The organism is Nostoc sp. UHCC 0870, from assembly GCF_022063185.1.
Classification (GTDB): domain Bacteria; phylum Cyanobacteriota; class Cyanobacteriia; order Cyanobacteriales; family Nostocaceae; genus Trichormus.
In genome coordinates this window covers 78,012-94,442 of the sequence record NZ_CP091915.1, presented here as the reverse complement: position 1 = coordinate 94,442, position 16,431 = coordinate 78,012, and the positions used below count along the sequence as shown (strand labels likewise).

General features: G+C 43.0%; 15 protein-coding genes and 3 pseudogenes. 13 read left to right on the top strand and 5 right to left on the bottom strand.

All coding sequences use genetic code 11. The annotated features are described in order from the left end of the window. Positions 1-374 precede the first annotated feature (374 nt). From L6494_RS28755 to L6494_RS28735, 5 genes are all read left to right on the top strand, one after another. Positions 375-674 (top strand): microviridin/marinostatin family tricyclic proteinase inhibitor, encoded by a 300-nt coding sequence (locus tag L6494_RS28755; RefSeq protein WP_237996999.1) that lies wholly within the window; start codon positions 375-377, stop codon positions 672-674. Between the two features lie 380 nt (positions 675-1,054). Then, positions 1,055-2,044, top strand: coding sequence for an MvdC family ATP-grasp ribosomal peptide maturase (locus tag L6494_RS28750; RefSeq protein ID WP_237996989.1), 990 nt, complete (start codon positions 1,055-1,057; stop codon positions 2,042-2,044). 2 nt (positions 2,045-2,046) lie between these two features. Next, positions 2,047-3,024, top strand: coding sequence for an MvdD family ATP-grasp ribosomal peptide maturase (locus L6494_RS28745; protein ID WP_237996978.1), 978 nt, complete (start codon positions 2,047-2,049; stop codon positions 3,022-3,024). A 17-nt stretch (positions 3,025-3,041) separates the two neighbouring features. Then, positions 3,042-4,553, top strand: coding sequence for an HlyD family efflux transporter periplasmic adaptor subunit (locus L6494_RS28740; protein WP_237996968.1), 1,512 nt, complete (start codon positions 3,042-3,044; stop codon positions 4,551-4,553). Then, entirely contained in the window at positions 4,546-4,713 is a 168-nt protein-coding gene (locus L6494_RS28735) for a hypothetical protein (protein WP_237996966.1), read from the top strand. The genes L6494_RS28740 and L6494_RS28735 overlap by 8 nt, the downstream gene beginning before the upstream one ends. A gap of 223 nt (positions 4,714-4,936) precedes the next feature. Here L6494_RS28735 and L6494_RS28730 read toward each other — a convergent pair whose 3' ends face one another. Then, on the bottom strand, positions 4,937-5,218 hold the full coding sequence (locus L6494_RS28730) for a hypothetical protein (RefSeq protein WP_237996964.1): 282 nt from the start codon (positions 5,216-5,218) through the stop codon (positions 4,937-4,939). 35 nt (positions 5,219-5,253) lie between these two features. Here L6494_RS28730 and L6494_RS30930 point away from each other — a divergent pair, with 35 nt between their 5' ends. Beyond that, positions 5,254-5,385 (top strand): hypothetical protein, encoded by a 132-nt coding sequence (locus L6494_RS30930; protein WP_269139265.1) that lies wholly within the window; start codon positions 5,254-5,256, stop codon positions 5,383-5,385. A gap of 56 nt (positions 5,386-5,441) precedes the next feature. Here the strand turns inward: L6494_RS30930 and L6494_RS28725 are convergent, their stop codons facing one another. From L6494_RS28725 to L6494_RS28715, 3 genes and pseudogenes are all read right to left on the bottom strand, one after another. Continuing rightward, positions 5,442-6,413: an ExeA family protein gene (locus L6494_RS28725; protein ID WP_237996962.1), complete on the bottom strand. Its 972-nt coding sequence runs from the start codon at positions 6,411-6,413 to the stop codon at positions 5,442-5,444. Then, positions 6,403-7,861: pseudogene (locus L6494_RS28720) on the bottom strand (IS481 family transposase). The gene L6494_RS28725 and the pseudogene L6494_RS28720 overlap by 11 nt, the downstream one beginning before the upstream one ends. 16 nt (positions 7,862-7,877) lie before the next feature. Then, positions 7,878-8,138: pseudogene (locus L6494_RS28715) on the bottom strand (recombinase family protein); the annotation flags it as partial. 68 nt (positions 8,139-8,206) lie between these two features. On the opposite strand from L6494_RS28715, the gene L6494_RS28710 reads away from it, so the two are divergent. Both L6494_RS28710 and L6494_RS28705 read left to right on the top strand, forming a co-directional pair. Next, on the top strand, positions 8,207-9,130 hold the full coding sequence (locus L6494_RS28710; RefSeq protein ID WP_237996960.1) for a transposase: 924 nt from the start codon (positions 8,207-8,209) through the stop codon (positions 9,128-9,130). Positions 9,131-9,359: 229 nt separating this feature from the next. After that, a complete protein-coding gene (locus tag L6494_RS28705) occupies positions 9,360-9,935 on the top strand; it encodes an MT-A70 family methyltransferase (protein WP_237996959.1) in 576 nt (191 codons plus the stop codon). A 64-nt stretch (positions 9,936-9,999) separates the two neighbouring features. On the opposite strand, the gene L6494_RS28700 is transcribed toward L6494_RS28705, so the two are convergent. Further along, a complete protein-coding gene (locus tag L6494_RS28700) occupies positions 10,000-10,956 on the bottom strand; it encodes a cytosolic protein (RefSeq protein WP_237997335.1) in 957 nt (318 codons plus the stop codon). Positions 10,957-11,036: 80 nt separating this feature from the next. Here L6494_RS28700 and L6494_RS28695 point away from each other — a divergent pair, with 80 nt between their 5' ends. The 5 genes and pseudogenes from L6494_RS28695 to L6494_RS28675 all read left to right on the top strand — a co-directional run bounded on the left by L6494_RS28695 (position 11,037) and on the right by L6494_RS28675 (position 16,405). After that, positions 11,037-12,419 (top strand): helix-turn-helix domain-containing protein, encoded by a 1,383-nt coding sequence (locus L6494_RS28695; protein ID WP_237997334.1) that lies wholly within the window; start codon positions 11,037-11,039, stop codon positions 12,417-12,419. Between the two features lie 43 nt (positions 12,420-12,462). Then, positions 12,463-13,824: a replicative DNA helicase gene (gene dnaB, locus L6494_RS28690; RefSeq protein WP_237997333.1), complete on the top strand. Its 1,362-nt coding sequence runs from the start codon at positions 12,463-12,465 to the stop codon at positions 13,822-13,824. Next, positions 13,824-14,589 (top strand): annotated as a pseudogene (locus L6494_RS28685) (DNA cytosine methyltransferase). The gene dnaB and the pseudogene L6494_RS28685 overlap by 1 nt, the downstream one beginning before the upstream one ends. Then, entirely contained in the window at positions 14,586-15,080 is a 495-nt protein-coding gene (locus tag L6494_RS28680; protein ID WP_237996873.1) for a DUF1392 family protein, read from the top strand. Before L6494_RS28685 ends, L6494_RS28680 begins: the two are co-directional and overlap by 4 nt. Positions 15,081-15,082: 2 nt before the next feature. Next, positions 15,083-16,405 (top strand): DUF488 family protein, N3 subclade, encoded by a 1,323-nt coding sequence (locus tag L6494_RS28675; RefSeq protein WP_237997331.1) that lies wholly within the window; start codon positions 15,083-15,085, stop codon positions 16,403-16,405. Positions 16,406-16,431 lie beyond the last annotated feature (26 nt).

Below are 16,431 nucleotides of genomic sequence, written 5' to 3'. Positions count from 1 at the left end.
TCTAAACAATGGTTAACCGTGACTTAGGAAAATATTGTCCTGTCTCATGAAATAAAGTTATTGGTTTTTAATTTTTTAGTCATTTTAGATAAATTATTTTTATTGTTGGATTTGCATAAATCTTGATATTGGCTCTGATATTATCATTAATGACACTAATTGAGTGTCTATAAAAATGTCAGAGATTAATTTTATTTGGCTATTGACTATTGATAGTTAATGGTCGAAATGTTTGTGCGGAATAAAATTATTTATCTGATGAAAAGCCATCTAAAGTTAACTAAAGGTTAAGGTTTAGAAGATTGCTTTTTTAAGAAAAAGTGTAATACTAAAAAACGGATATATGTTTTATCCGCAACAATATCGGAGGTTTTATGCCTGAAAATCAACCAGAGAATTTAAATTCTGAAACAGTACCATTTTTTGCTCGATTTTTAGAAGGGCAAAATGCTGAAGAAATGTCTGATGAGGAATCAGAAGCATTTAACGGCGGTTTAAGATTCGCAACTAAAAAATATCCTTCTGATAAGGAAGATATAGCCGTCACTCTTAAATTCCCTTCTGATAGAGAAGACGGAGTCGTAACTAAAAAATATCCTTCTGATAAGGAAGATATAGTAGTCACTCTTAAATTCCCCTCTGACGGTGATGATGATGTTGCTGCTATCGAATAATTTAATGAGGAATTTAGCAAGCTGTTGGATGTAAAAATAAGTATTCCTCAATGGATATCATTTGCATCACCAACCTTATATCAAGGTTGGTTTATTCTTAAAATAATTTTTGAACAGTCATGAATGATGTTTCATGTATTTTTATCCTACACTAACCTTCTCTCTTACACTTTTAAACAACCTCTAAATTTAGTTGAATATACTTTGAAAAACCCTAGGTACTTAGTAAAATATTGTTTGAAAATAGCTCATATATCTTGCCGAATATGACAATATTTTCTCTTAATTGCTGAGTATGCTTAAAACTACTGATATACTGCAAACATTGGTTTTCCCCATAGATTATATAGTTTCCATTTGCGTCAAAAAATATATGTTTTATGAGTTTTAAACAAGATATCGTTTTATTGATTACCCACAGTGGCGATTATTTCACTATTGATAGAGTGATAGGATCACTATTGAAACGTGGTGTCCAGACAATACGCTTGGACACTGATAAATTTCCTATGAATATTAAAATTAATGCCTATTTAAATAATGACGGAAATCATCACAGGGTAGAATTCGACGATATTGTATTTGATAGTCAACAGGTCAAATCTGTATGGATTAGACGCATTTGGGAAGCAAATTTCAGTCCAGATTTAGCACCAAAATTTCGTGCAGCTTGTATAAATGAATCGTCGGCTGTGCTAGCAGGTTTTTGGGATAGTCTTAAACAGGCTTTCTGGCTAGATAAATTAGCAAAAATTCATGCGGCGGAAAATAAATTATATCAATTGCGGGTAGCGAGGGAAGTTGGGCTTTTAATCCCGAAAACTCTAGTGACTAATGATGCTCAAGCCGCTAGAGATTTTTTTGGGCAAGTTGATGAGAAAATGATTACTAAAATGCTGCGTCCACTTTCTTATGGGATGGAAGGCTCGAATTTTTTTATGTACACTAGTGTCGTCAAAGCAGCAGATTTAGAAGACGCTGAGAGTTTGCGCTATTGTCCAATGGTATTTCAAGAACAGATACCCAAACTTAAAGAATTGCGAGCTATTTATGTAGATGGTAAGCTATTTGTTGGGGCTTTAGATGCGTCGATTTATGCTGATTCTACTCAAGATTGGCGACGTAATACTCCAAGAGATTGTACATGGAAAATTTATGAATTACCAGAGGAAATAATTCATCGTCTTAGGGAATTCATGGAACGTTTAGAGTTAAAATTTGGTGCGTTTGATTTTATTGTCACACCAGATGGAGAACACATTTTTTTAGAGGTGAATCCTAATGGTGAATGGGGAATGTTGGAGAGAGATTTAGATTATCCCATTGCAGATGCGATCGCAGAAACTTTAGTGAGTAATTTTTCAATATAATTATGAGCGTATTAATTATCACCCATAGTCAAGATAATGAGAGTATTTCTCTCGTAATGCAAGCAATCAAAGCACAAGGCGGTAAAGCCTTTCGCTTTGACACAGATAGATTTCCGACAGAAGTGCAGTTAGATGTTTATTATGGTAATGGTGAAAAATGTATTTTCACTGCTGATGAGCAAACACTCGATTTAAACGAAGTCTCGGCGGTTTGGTATCGACGCATCGCCATAGGTGCAAAGATTCCCAACACAATGGATAAACAATTACGACAAGCTTCTATCCAAGAGTCTCGCGTCACTGTTCAAGGAATGATTGCTAGTATTAAAGGCTTTCACCTTGATCCTTTACCTCATATTCGTCGTGCTGATAATAAACAATTACAACTGCAAGTAGCCAGAGAAATTGGCTTAGATACACCACGCACATTGACGACGAATAACCCCATAGCGGTGAAACAATTTGCCCAAGAATGTCCGCAAGATATGATTAGCAAAATGCTTTCTTCCTTTGCGATTTATGATGAACAAGGAAGAGAACAGGTCGTATTTACTAATCCAATCTCAGCCGCAGATTTAGATAATTTAGAAGGCTTACGTTTTTGTCCGATGACTTTTCAAGAAAAGGTAGCTAAAGCCTTAGAATTGCGGATTACTATCGTAGGTAAACAGGTATTTGCGGCGGCGGTTGATTCCCAAGCTTTGAATCAAGCACAATACGATTGGCGTAAACAAGGAGTGGCTTTACTTGATGCTTGGAAACCCTATAATTTACCCCAAGATGTGGAAGAAAAGTTGCTGAATTTAATGGCTTACTTTGGGTTAAATTATGGGGCAATTGATGTGATTTTAACTCCTGATGAGCGTCATGTATTTTTAGAAGTTAACCCCGTGGGAGAATTCTTTTGGTTGGAACGTTGTCCTGGTTTCCCAATTTCTCAAGCGATCGCACAAGTGTTACTATCTCAATCTGGTGCTTGACACAATAATTACTTATTATGGCTGATGTAAATTTAGTTTCGCCTGCTGATTCTCCCAATCATCCCCAGAAAATCACTAATCCAGATTCTCTACACCTCGCTACTCCTAACGAGTTTCTACCACCGATTAGTCAATGGACAACTTTAGGCGGTGTGGTACTTCTGGGGATTTTTGCTGTTACTATTGCTTTAGCAGGTGTACTCAAGTACAAAGTCACAATTAAAGCCCCAGCGACGATTCGTCCTAGCGGAGAACTGCGTCTTGTACAATCTCCCATCGAGGGTACGGTTAAAGATATTACCGTAGAAGTTAATCAAAGAGTGAATCAAGGTGATATCATTGCCGTCATTGACGATCGCAGACTACAAACGCAAAAACAGCAATTATTAATTAACATTCAGCAAACTAGACTGCAAATATCACAAATAGACGCTCAAATTATAGCTTTAGATCAGCAAATTACCGCCGAACAATCCCGAAGCGATCGCAATATTGCATCCATTCAAGCCGAACTCAACCGCAACCGCAGAGACTTGCAAGACAGAGAAGTAACTTCCGTCACCCAAGTTGATGAAGCTAAAGCCAATCTCCAGCAAGCACAAAAAGAGTTACAAAAAAGCCAAGCACAGTTAAAATCTGCCGAAGCTTCTCTAAAATCTAATTTAGCTTCTTTAAAAGCCGCTAAAGCGAAAAGAGATAGATATCAACCCTTAGTACAATCCGGTTCACTTTCCCAGGATCAATTTCAAGAAGTACAGTTAGCGGTAGAACAACAACAACAACTGCTAGCAGCACAACAAGCCACCGTAGAAGAACGTCAACAAAGCATCCTACAACAACAACAAGCCATAGCCGCAGCCGCAGCAAGACTCAAAGCCGCCTATACAGGCTTAAATCCTAGTAACGCAGATGTCACAATCACCCAAGAAAGAATTGCCAGCGAAACAGCTAGCAGTAGAATTAGTTTGGCGAAATTCAATCAAGAACGACAACAACTCATTCAACAAAAACTGGAAATTCAAAAGCAAGCCAGTAGTAATCGTCAAGACCTGATGCAAATTAACCGCGATATTGCCAATACAGTCATTCGTGCTACAGCATCAGGTATAATTCAGGAATTGAAACTGCGAAATAATGCCCAAATCGTGCGTTCTGGGGATACGATAGCGCAAATAGCACCCAGTCACTCACCTTTAGTGATTAAAGCACTAGTTGGTAATCAAGATATTCGGAAAGTAGAGAAAGGACAACAAGTACAAGTACGTCTTTCTAGCTGTCCTTACACCGAATACGGTACTCTAAAAGCCAAAGTGCAAGCCATTTCCCCAGACACCATCTCAACCGAAGATCAAGGTGGAAGCACAGGCACTTACCAAGTTACCATCCAACCAGAAACAAAAGTGTTAACAGCAGGCGATCGTCAATGTGTGATTCAATCTGGTATGGAAGGTAGAGCCGATATTATCTCTTCAGAAGAAACAGTGTTGAATTTTATTCTCAGAAAAGCCAGACTGTTAACTGATGTGTAGTCAGTTTGCTAGTAAATCGAATTTTGGCACAGGGATTAACACCAACACAACTGGTATCAATCCAATAGCTAATATCAGGCGGACTAGCGATCATCTTGGGTGGTTCAATGATTTGGGCGATCGCAAAAAGGCGGGGCGTAACCCCATCGCTTATATCTGAGCCTGATCTTCAGATTTCCAGATCAGCACCCCGTCACCAGCAGCCATGTCTTTTTCGTAGCGTGTGAAAAGCCAAGACATCTGCAAGGGAGTTGCGGATACCTTCAATGATGCGGTAATACTTTGGGTTGCCTTGAAATAGCCAGTAGATCATTGTTTGGTAGATTTTCTCTAAGAATGGGGTGGAAGAGGCGATCGCTTATTAGAACAAAGGGATTTTCAGATTAATCAATTGGTTCTTTGGTGCAAGAAAGATAATTGGAATTAACCCAACCCTTCAAACCCTCAACTTTTTTATTAGGCCCATTAATCACGGTGACATAAGCCCAAATACCCTGTTGTTGATGTAGTTGTAAATGATTCCCATTGTTTAACCCTGCTCTGGGTTTACCATTGGGAGTCAAACGCAGTGCTAACTGTCCAGATTTAATATTGACGACATCACACCAAGTAGCCCATGTAAGAGGCATTACAGGTACTGCAATTTCTGTTAATTTACGGCGCATTATCCGCTTATCTCCGTTATATGTAGCGACCTGCAATGCTAATCGCTCAAACCTGCAATCATGACATTTACAAACCAGGATTAAATGCAACTATAATTACGCTTCAGCCAGGATTATTTGCAACTGAGCCAGGATTATCTGCAACCAACCTGCAATCATCGGTTTGAGCCAGGATTATTTGCAACTATAAATGAACCTGCTGGAAATTGCGCTTTCAATTAGTTCAAAGTGGCAATCCCGCCGCCAACATTTGCTCCTGCAACTCCCGCGCACGCATTGGGTCAAGTTGACCACGAAACAACAACTTAATTTCAGCCGGTTTGGCATTGAACTGTTCAGCCAAATCCCTCACGTTATAGCCATGCCGAGTGAGAGTTGGTTCCAAATCATCAAGAAGCTTCGATAGCACCGACTCAATAAGCACCGTAGTAACAGGCTTGACTGCAACTCGGTACGCAGCCTCTAAAGCTAGTGTCAAATGTTGTTCGATTTGTAGTGGAGTTCTCAACCGCGCAGCAAGTAATTCAATAGCAGAGGCCTCTAGTATGTCACTGATAGAAGTATCATCCGTAGTACATTCAGATACCAACCATTCAATATATTCTCGTTGATTACCGACAATCCCCTCCAAAGAGAAGACCGTCGCCCGATACCCAATTTCCTCCATCGTGGGACGGCGCAAATCATTTTTCAGTTTGGGATGACCAGCCAGCACTACCGAAAGTGTGCCACCACCGTCTTCAACTACCTCGATTAAACGTTTAAGTCCCGTCAGCGTACTGTAATGTAGGTCATGAGCCTCATCCACAAACAGTGCTACAGGCTTTTTACCTTTTCTAATCAGGTCACGTAATTCCCGTTCCCGTTTTTCGCCGTCTTTCGGAATTTTAATTTCCTTATCTGTGGATAAATCATAGAATAAGGCAGCAATCAGAGTGGGTAGTGTCGCTCGGTCTTTATCCACAGAAAGCGATTTTGAGACGGTAATTTTACCTTCTTTCTCCAAAACGTCAAACAAACGTCGTAAAGTCGTTGTTTTACCACACCCGATAATTCCTGTAATGGCAACCAACTTCCCCGAATGAATTGCCACTTTAATATCCTTGAACATTTGTTTTTGGTGTTCAGTCTCGTAGTACCCAGCTTTGGGAAACTCCTTAACCAAACTAAAGTGTTCCATGACCTCAGTAAGCATTTTGTTCCCCTCCTTTTGGCTTTTGGAAATACTCCCTTACCCGGTCAATAATCACTTTTTTGTTGAGGGTTTCAGTTAGCAGTGCATTAATAAATGCCATTTGTTCAGGAGATAATTTGGCCAACGGCTGCGCTAGATAATCTGAAATCGCCAATTTAGCGAATATTATGCTGGGATATGTAAATTCTTGGAATGGGTCTGGGTCGTTAAAAGGTGTGACAGTCGGCTCAAGTTCTTTATACTTGTCCACTAGAAATTGGAGATCGGCATTTTTGTCCAATGCTGTCCGTGGCAAACCCAGTTTCTTTGCTAAATCCGCAATCCTGTCTGCCCGTTCTTCGGTTTTAGTTTTTTTGTGTTTGCGATAGCGATGTAATGGAATTGGCCCATCAACCGGGTAAAATGGGCCGTAGCGGCGATCGCTAAACTCAACATATAGCTCGTTGTCAAATAAACCCCACCAAAGGACGACAGTTTCACCAGCCAAGTCTGGCTCTACCTCATAAGCTACGCCTTCAATTGATACCCTGGCATCGGAACCAACCTTTCTACGTTGCGGTTCGCGGGCAAAGTTACAGAATCGCTCCCAACTGCACATTGCGCGTAAACCTGACTTGGGGAGATTTCGCAGCCAATCTTCTATGCGCGAATGTGGGGACTCTCGGTGTGGCTTATCGTTGTAAAGCAACAGATACTGGCGCAACCAAAGGTTAGCCTCTACCTCGTTTTCCGGTTCGTGAAAGTGATACAGAGTTTCGTAAGCTTCTTTTACCGTCCGAAACGGTCTTTCTACTTTGCCCTTGGAACGAGCTGTCACCCGACGACCATCCTTGCCATTGGGCAGATGCGTGACTAGCTTGATTCTTAGGCAGTCCATGACATTCGCTATAAAGCATCAGCAGGGGATTACCTTTACCCGCATCCACCCACAATGGCTGCTTTACGTGTTTCAAATCAGACTGACTCAGGTCGAAATGCCAACATTCATTGCTGTATTCTGCCTGAAAACGCACCGCCGGAGGTTGCCGGGTCATTCGTTCATTGTCATATCCCCATACTTTCAAGTAATAGTTGACGGTACTTCTAGTTAACGTACCCTTGCTCGGTTGGATAAAGCCATTTGGTGTATCCATCCCAAAATCTTCCAGTAGTTCAATCGCCCGTGCAGTTGAGAGGTGTCGCCCTTTCTTATTACTGGTGCGGATTTTCATCGCCGCAATGATTTCACAGTAAAGTTCCATTTCAGCCTGTGATAGCTTTCGAGGTGTTCCACTATCTGAGCGGTTGATGGATTTGGGGCGTGATAAGTTACGCAGAGCGCGATACAGAGTATCTGTTGACACACCGTATAGAGCAGATGTCTGTTCAATGAGAATTCGACGCTCTTGGCAACGACTTGGTAATCCGTCGAGGCGGTGGCGTAAGTTGATGAGTGCCTCTACCGGGATTTCCTTGTGTGCCATGTTATGTTTTTATCTCAGCGATGTAGTTATAGAGAGTTGGTTTAGAAATCCCCATGAGTCTACAGATTTCAACAATGGTGTGTTGCCTTTCGGTATAAAGCTTTACTGCTAATTGGCGTTTTGCTCGGTCTAGTGCTTTTGGTCTACCTCCCTTATGACCACGCGCACGCGCTGCTACAAGACCCGCCGTTGTGCGTTCACGGATGAGATTGCGTTCAAATTCTGCCAATGCACCGAACAGATGGAAAATTAGCCTGCCACTGTAGACATCTCCAAAATAGTATTATTCTGTGATAAAAGAACATTAAAGCGTTATTTTGACACAGAAGCATGAGCAATATACTGAATTACATTGAAGAGAATCCTAAACAAACCCAAAGGTTAATAGGTCTGGAATATGAACAGTTACAACAATTAATCATAAATGGGGAAAGATTATATCATGAAAAAAAAGCTTTACTGGAATCTAAGAAAGTGAGAATTATTGCTGGTGGAGGAGGTCGGAAACCAAAATTATCTATTTCTGAACAAATCATTTTAACTTTAGTGTATCTCCGACATCTGACAACCTTTCAACTTCTAGGTATTCAGTTTGAAGTAAGTGAGTCTACAGCCAACGATACGTTTAACTATTGGTTGCCTAACTTGCGAGAATTACTGCCATCAAGTTTGCTTGAACAAGTAAAAAAAAACGCTTCTGACTATGAAGTAGTAAAAGAAATGCTCACAGAATATGAATTAATAGTAGATAGCTATGAACAAGTCAGAGAAAGACCTAGAGACAATGATGAACAAAAGAAATATTTTTCAGGTAAGAAGAGTAATCATACATTTAAAACTCAAATGATTATTTTACCTGATGCTAGTGATATCGTTGATGTTGTGGCAGGTGAACCTGGTCCAAAAAGCGATATAACTTTGTTCCGAGAATATCGTTCAGAGTTTGATGCCAAACAAAGATTTAAAGGAGATAAGGCATATCTTGGAGAAGATTTAATTACAACTCCAATTAAGAAACCAAGAAATCAAGAACTAACAACTGAACAGAAAGAACAGAACACAATATTTTCATCTAAACGAATCTTTGTTGAACATCGAATACGGTCAGTCAAAATCTTTCGAGTTGTCCAAGAGAGATTTAGGTTAAATACCCGCAAATATAAGCAAGTAATTTTGACGATTTGTGGGCTAGTAAGGTTACGGATTCGAGGGCTAATATTACCATTAGAAATATCAGCTATATCATCAGGTTAAAATTATCGCATATAACTAGATATTTTTGCCTAATTATCAACAGCAAATATCTCAAAGTCTTATTTCATCGTACAGAATAGCTAATTTAAGATGATTGCATTTAGTGGCTACAGCCTAGCCAAACAAAGGCTTTGACTGTTTTCGGAGATGTCTAAAGTGATTTAAATATCTTTCAAGTCGATTTTGAGTCAATCAGCGCAACCATAGTTCAACAACCACAGGAAATAGCATGAGACTAACAACCCTGCAAGGACAATACCAGTGCATTGTTATAGATCCTCCTTGGTTCTATCGTCTTCGTTCCAAAGATAAAACTCACCGCAACCGCATCCCATATGAACCAATGCGGACTGAGGAAATTCTGGCTCTACCCATTCCCGAATTATGCGACAAGAGTGGCTGCGTACTTTGGCTGTGGTTCACGAATAATCACATGATTGAAGCGGCTCAATGCTTGCAGGTGTGGGGATTTGAACTTAAAACCATCCTCACCTGGGAAAAAGTCACTAAAGATGGCACTAAAACACATATTGGGGTGGGACATTGGCTGCGAAACTCGACCGAACACTGTGCTTTGGCTGTTCGTGGGAATGTCAAAGCTTTCTCTGGGCGGACACTCACCAACGAGTCCACCATCCTGCACGCTAAGAGGCGTGAGCATTCCCCTAAGCCCCCTCAGTTTTTTGAACTCGTAGACAAACTCTGTCCAGACATGACCAAGCTGGAGATGTTCGCACGAGAGTCTAGGGACGGCTGGGACTCTTGGGGGGATGAAGCGGATTTGTTTGATGAATTGAGTGCTTGATTAACGCTAATTTCGGCACTCAAAATCTACTGAACCTTGAAAACCAAATATCAAATAAACAATGCTAATTTTCTGGAGGATTTTCAGCTGTTGGCTGATACAAGGAACGCAATTCATTTAAGTTACTTGCTGTTTCTAGTCCTTTAAGAACCGCCCTTAATTGCTCGACATCTTCAATCCTTGAAATTTCTGGTAATAGGCTTAAACCTTCAGTACCAAATTTTAGTTTCAAACCAACTTCAATCCCTTCTAACAAAGATTCCATACGGGCAATTCGCTCAAATGATGTCACGTACTGCATACGCTGTTGTGCCTCCAATTGTTCGACTTCTCTTTTAAACTCTAGTTCTAAATCCAATGGTAACGTTAGCATCCAGTCAATAAAAGCCAACAGGTTAATAACAGCCTCACGCTCAAACCCCTGCTCATATAGCCGACGCACCAAAACCAGTTTCTGCTGCTTGGGTTGTGACCTATTACTGCGGGTTTGTACTGCTGCCAAATGAGCTAACACAACCGTAGCAAATGGATTGCGACTGGCTTCTAACTCCGGCAACCTTTCTTGATAGTCTAGCAGCTTGATTACAGGAAACTGAAAATCAACTGTACAGCCAAACAACTCGTAACCAAACTGATTTGGTCGCCATTTGGGGTTGTCATCCCCCAGTATCGCTAAGGATGCAACCGAGCGATCATAACGGTCAAAAATTCGATAGTTGTAAACAAACATTCGTTTAGGGAAATCTGTTTCTTCTTGACTTTGGACTTCGATATGGATCAATAGCCACGATTCTTCGCCCCCAATGCGATAGATTTTCACCAATTTGTCAATCAATCGCTTTCCTAATTCGGCATCCCGGACTACCTGCTGGAGTTCCTGATCTAGAAACTCGAAACCTCTACTCCAATCAATTTCAGCATGAGCTTGAGGAAAGAAGAATTGCATGAAGTCTTCAAAATACAACTGCAACATCTGCTTCCACGGAGAATCATATTCAGTTTGGGGTGTTTTATTACTCATAAAAAAAGCCAAAACTTGCTGCTATTTAACAAAATAATTCATCCAAAACATTTCCTTCTCACAAACCAAACAGAGGAATTATGACTAACGATATCTTGAGCGATAACAGAAGAAAACGCCACATTTACATGGATAGTAAATTAGATGATTTACCTCTAACAATGGAGGCATATCGTGTTTACTGTCATTTGTGCCGTCGTGCTGGTTGTGACAACAATGCTTTTCCTTCCTATAAGTCTATTGGAGAGGCTTGCTTTCGCGGTTCTTTCCCCAACTCCCCAATTGATTCCTTACGTCGAAAAGCGATCGCCGCAGTTAATGAACTCCTAGCCTGGAATTTAGTCACCAAAACCAGTAGAGAAAAAGACGGATTCCAAACCTCAAATCATTACAGCCTGACGGATCTGGGAGATTGGTTTCCCTACCCCACAAGACCATCTTCTTTAATTAGAGGTACTAAACAATCATCGAATGATGCCGAAAAAATCAGTAGTGCGGAGGGAACACCCGGTAGTGTTGGGGGAACACCCCAGAGTGTGCTGGGGGAACACCCCAGGGGTGTTGGGGGAACACCCCCGGTAGTGTTGGGGGAACACCCCGGTAGTGCTGGGGGGACACCCAAAGATTATCCAATTGAAGATTATCCAATTGAAGTCTATCCACTTAAGAACGCGCCCCCCAAACCCGGCGCATCCCCCACCCATGTGTGTGTGTGTGAAAAAACTGAACAACCAAACCAAGAAAAAGAACCCATTCCCGAATCTCTGACTCCGTTGTCCACAAAACCAGATTCTTCGCTTCAACCCGATAAACCCTCATGTAGACCCACTATTGCGGCGGGATCGTTCGATAAAGCCGAACAATCGAATAAAACAGCTACAAGGTCAAAATTTCAGTCGATTGGAGATTTAATCAATCAAGTTTTGGTAGACCCTGGCATCATGGCATCTGATCCGTTACCTGCGGTTTACAAAAGCGAAATCAAATTGCGGGGCTGGCGTTTCCCTTGGAGAACACCCACCAGGGACAAAATTTACCAAACTTGCTCCCGCCGACTGGTAGAGTTAATCGCCAAGGAAAGAGCTAAGTGGAGTGGGTGCGAGTGGACAGAGAAAATTCCCACAGTCATCAAATCCATCGGCAATCTTGAAGGCTCTAAAGCGGGTTTGGAAGAATTAATGGGCTATTGGTCAAAAGTGCTGGAGTCGGATTTATCGCTCACTCAAGAATCACAACCGGATAACCAACCCATTGGCTATTACTCAAACCGTTCCCTTGACTGGCACAAGGCCACTTTCTGCGAACTACTCGACCTTGTAGATCGAATAGGCAAAGACCACGCGCTCGCACAGTTCACTACTCGCTACGACCAGCAAGACAAGGGTGCAACGGACAAATGGCTGGAGTGGTTAGAGACGAATTATCCCCAAATTTATGCACATCTGCATCAATCCGCAGCCTGAAGTCCATTGCGAATTGCGAATTGTTAAAAGAGGTTTGTTTTTTATGACGCAAGATTTAGATTTCACATCCAGCACTGACAGACTGCCCCCGCAAAACATTGAAGCGGAAGAAGCAATACTTGGTGGTATCATGCTTGACCCAGAGGCTATGAGTAGAGTAGGAGATCGCTTAATTGCCGATGCTTTTTACATCACTGCTCACAAAGATATTTACCAAGCTGCACAGCGACTCTACGGGCAAGGTAGACCCACCGATTTACTTTCTGTGACCAACTGGCTGTCTGACAATGGTTTGCTGTTTCGCATTGGTGGACGCAATAAATTGGCCACGCTTGTAGACCGTACAGTTTCCGCCATTAACATCGACGCTTTAGCCGCTTTGGTCATGGAAAAATACCAACGGCGGCAGTTAATCAAAGCTGGGAACGAGATTGTCAAACTTGGGTACGAAACCCAAACTGAGTTACCCGTTGTTCTTGACCAAGCCGAACAACAAGTTTACGGCATCGCATCGGAGCATTCTGCTACTGATTTGGTTCATATCTCCAATTCCCTACATGATGCCTTTAGCGAGATTGAGGCTCGTCATGCTGGTACAACTTCCCCTGCCCTCTCCACTGGTTTTTACGATTTGGACGCTCTGCTGGGTGGTGGTTTTCGCAAAGGGCGATTGTATGTTATGGCTGCTCGCCCCTCTGTTGGTAAATCTGCTCTGGCTGGTAATCTCGCTCTTAATGTTGCTCAACTTAGCCGCTTGCCCGTTGCTATTTTCAGCCTGGAAATGTCTACTGCCGAATATGTACAACGTTTCTTAAGCAGTGAATCTGGTATCGAAAACAACTTTTTGGAAACTGGACGAGTCTCTCACAATCAGTGGCAACCCTTAAGTCAAGCGATCGCTCAACTGAGTGATTTGCCCATTTTCATCAACGATGATTCTTGCCCCTCACTCACAGAAATTCGCTCCCAAGTCCGTCGCGTTGCTTCTGGGTTTGGTGGTGTTGGACTTGTGGTTATCGATTACCTGCAATTGATGGCTGAAGCTACTAATTCTCGCTTGAATATGGCGCAACGGGTAGGCGAAATTAGCCGGGGGTTAAAGAAACTTGCTAAAGATTTGGATGTCCCTGTCCTGGCACTTTCCCAATTAAACCGTGAAGTTGAAAGCCGCAACGATAAACGCCCACTACTGAGTGATTTACGAGACTCAGGCAATGTTGAACAGGACAGCGATGTTGTCATCATGCTTTACCGTGATGAAGTTCATAATCCTGATACTCCTGACCGTGGCATTTCTGAGTTAATCGTCCGCAAGCAACGCAATGGCCCTACTGGTACAGCAAAACTTTTGTTTGACCATCACTTTACTAAGTTCAAAAATTTATCTTCCGGTCGAGGTTTTTGATGATATCTGTCCTTTCGCTTTTCTCCGGCATTGGCGGACTTTGCCATCACGGTATCTCTACGGCGGGTTTGTCCCACAAGTTCCAAGTCAGGCAATTTGTCGAAATTTCTCCCTACGCACAATCACAACTGCGCGATGAACAGCCCCAAATCCCAATCCACCCGGACATTACCACCTACTTCTGCCACCGGGGACAGTTCGATATCGTGTGCGGGGGATTCCCTTGCAGTGGCACAAGTAACTCCGGCAACCGCCAAGGACTTGATGACCCCAGATCCGCACTCTGGGCTGAACAGTTCAGGATTATCGACTCCAACAGACCAGCGATCGCTCTCATCGAAAATCCCACAGGGCTACTCGCGCTTAGGAATGGCAACTATCCTCAAAGACCTTTCCCAAATCGGGTATATATGCGAATGGGAAACTATACCCGCATACTGCCTTGGCTTGCCGCTTGAAAGGGAACGGGTCTTTATTATTACCTACCCCAATGGCTTATTCCACGGTCAACAGCCGACCTCCTGGGCAGACCAAATTGGAAATCACATTGCGGAAGTACGGCTCTCTCACGAAATCCGAAGCTATCAACCCGGAGTTCTTGCGGTGGCTCATGGGGTTTCCATTGGGGTAGCTAAAAAAATTCCTGGTAACTTTGATGCTCGTCGTGCTTTCGGGTTGAGTTGTTCCCCACGACAAGCAGCTGTTCCTTGGAAACGCATTCATTATTTGTGCAGTCTCATGCTTCATCAGGAGGTCGTTTCGTGAGTTATCAAATTAACACCCTAGAATCCTGCTGGTACATCTCACCACCCTGGGGTAAAAATATCCTGCCGTTGGTCATCAGCCTGCTGGAAAGGGTTTATCTGCCCAAAACCAAAGCTTTCGGTTACTGCTGCGGGGTCGAATGGTCATCCGACGGCTGGTGCTATTCTATTGCTTTGGACAGCCAAATTATATTGGTCTCAGGAGTCGAAATTGTTGCTTCTGGTCAACTTCAGGCTGTACGTCTTCCCAAACCCACTTTTATGGTGGGCGAGTTGGTCAAATTCCGCCTTGCTGCTGATGCCGTCAAGGTTCGCACTGTTTTGGGACTACAGCTGATCAACGATTCGTGGTTCTACAGTATCGAGTTGCGTTCTCCATTTCTGCCAAAATTCGATGAGCAACCCCTGTGCATCCTCCCCCAATCCTTCCAGCAACCCACTGTGCAAAGTCGTCTTGCCTGGGTTACTGACTACGATTTAACGGGGGTTTGAGTATGACAATTTACACCTCATATTACGCAGGGGAAATCAAAGGTGAAACCATTTCCATTTCGCTTTATCCTCCCAAAAGTTGGACTGGCAAACATCTTCCCCTATTCTCCCCTACTCCCGAACTCCTCAATTGGTGGAAGTCCTCCGCAAAAGATACCACCGCACAACAGGAATACAAACGACAGTTCCGCGAGATTCTGGACTCTCGGCTTACTCTGATACAGCTTTGGGTAGCCAAGCAGAAGGACAACCCTGTGGATATAACGCTGTGCTGCTTCGAGAAAACTGGAGATTTCTGCCATCGGTATCAGGTTGGAGAAGAAGTAGTACAAAAATACTTACCTGAGCTTTGGGGCGGAGAAATCGGCACTGTTGACCGCAAGAGGCAGGGAGCAAGGGGGACAAGGGAGACAAGAGACAAGGAGAAAACTTCTCCCCTATTCTCCCCACACCCTGCCCCAATTCCTCTTTTTGCCCACAAACCAGTTTTCTCTGCCACTTATCCACAACGAGTTTTGAGTCTCATCGAACAGTGCCACTCGTCCGGTTATCCTGTACAGTGCGATCGCCTAGCTTGCGGGTACTATCGGGTTTCTCTGCATGGCGAAGATTTGGGCGATTGGTCAGAGTTGGGGGTGCTGGGGGTTCTGTCGGGGTTGCAGCATGAGTTTTACCGTGGTCGGTTGTTTCCGTCGTTGGCTATTGCAACTCCTCAAGTTCCAGATGTACCACAGCCTGTTGCCGCACAACCCGAATCTCCTGAACTGATTACTCGCTTAAGCAAACTGGAGGGTGCTGAGTTGGCACAGATTCAGGATTGGTGCAAATCTATCAAAAAACAGATGTTTCCCTCAGTCTCTCAATACGCTGATGGTCGTCTAGAGTTGCATCTGCGACGGTTCGTTAGTTTGGCTAGTGCCAAGTCCGGTAAGAAAGCTGAAGTAAAATTGATTGAGCCGGGGCGTTATGCTGGTGCAGATGTGATTGAGGCTTTGGGCGAGAAGCTACTGCCGGATTTTCACCAAGCACTCGTTTTGTTTTACCCAGCCGGGACGCAAATCAAAGTACATCGGGATTCACCAGCTTATGCTTCAGGGGCAGCGCAAATTAATGTGATGGGTCGGGCGAAGTTCTCAATCTCTGGATGCCAGGATACTCGGCGGATGGAATCATATTGGTTGGAGGAAGGCGATTGCATTGCTTTTGACAACAAGCAGCCGCATGGGATTGAACGGGTGGTGGGCGATAGGTGGTGTGTGTGTTTCTTTAGGCTCAAGGCGGAATGTTTGGAGCAGGAGTACGGGAGGCAGTTGAGCTTGGTTTGATACTGATAAATCTGGTACTCCGAAAT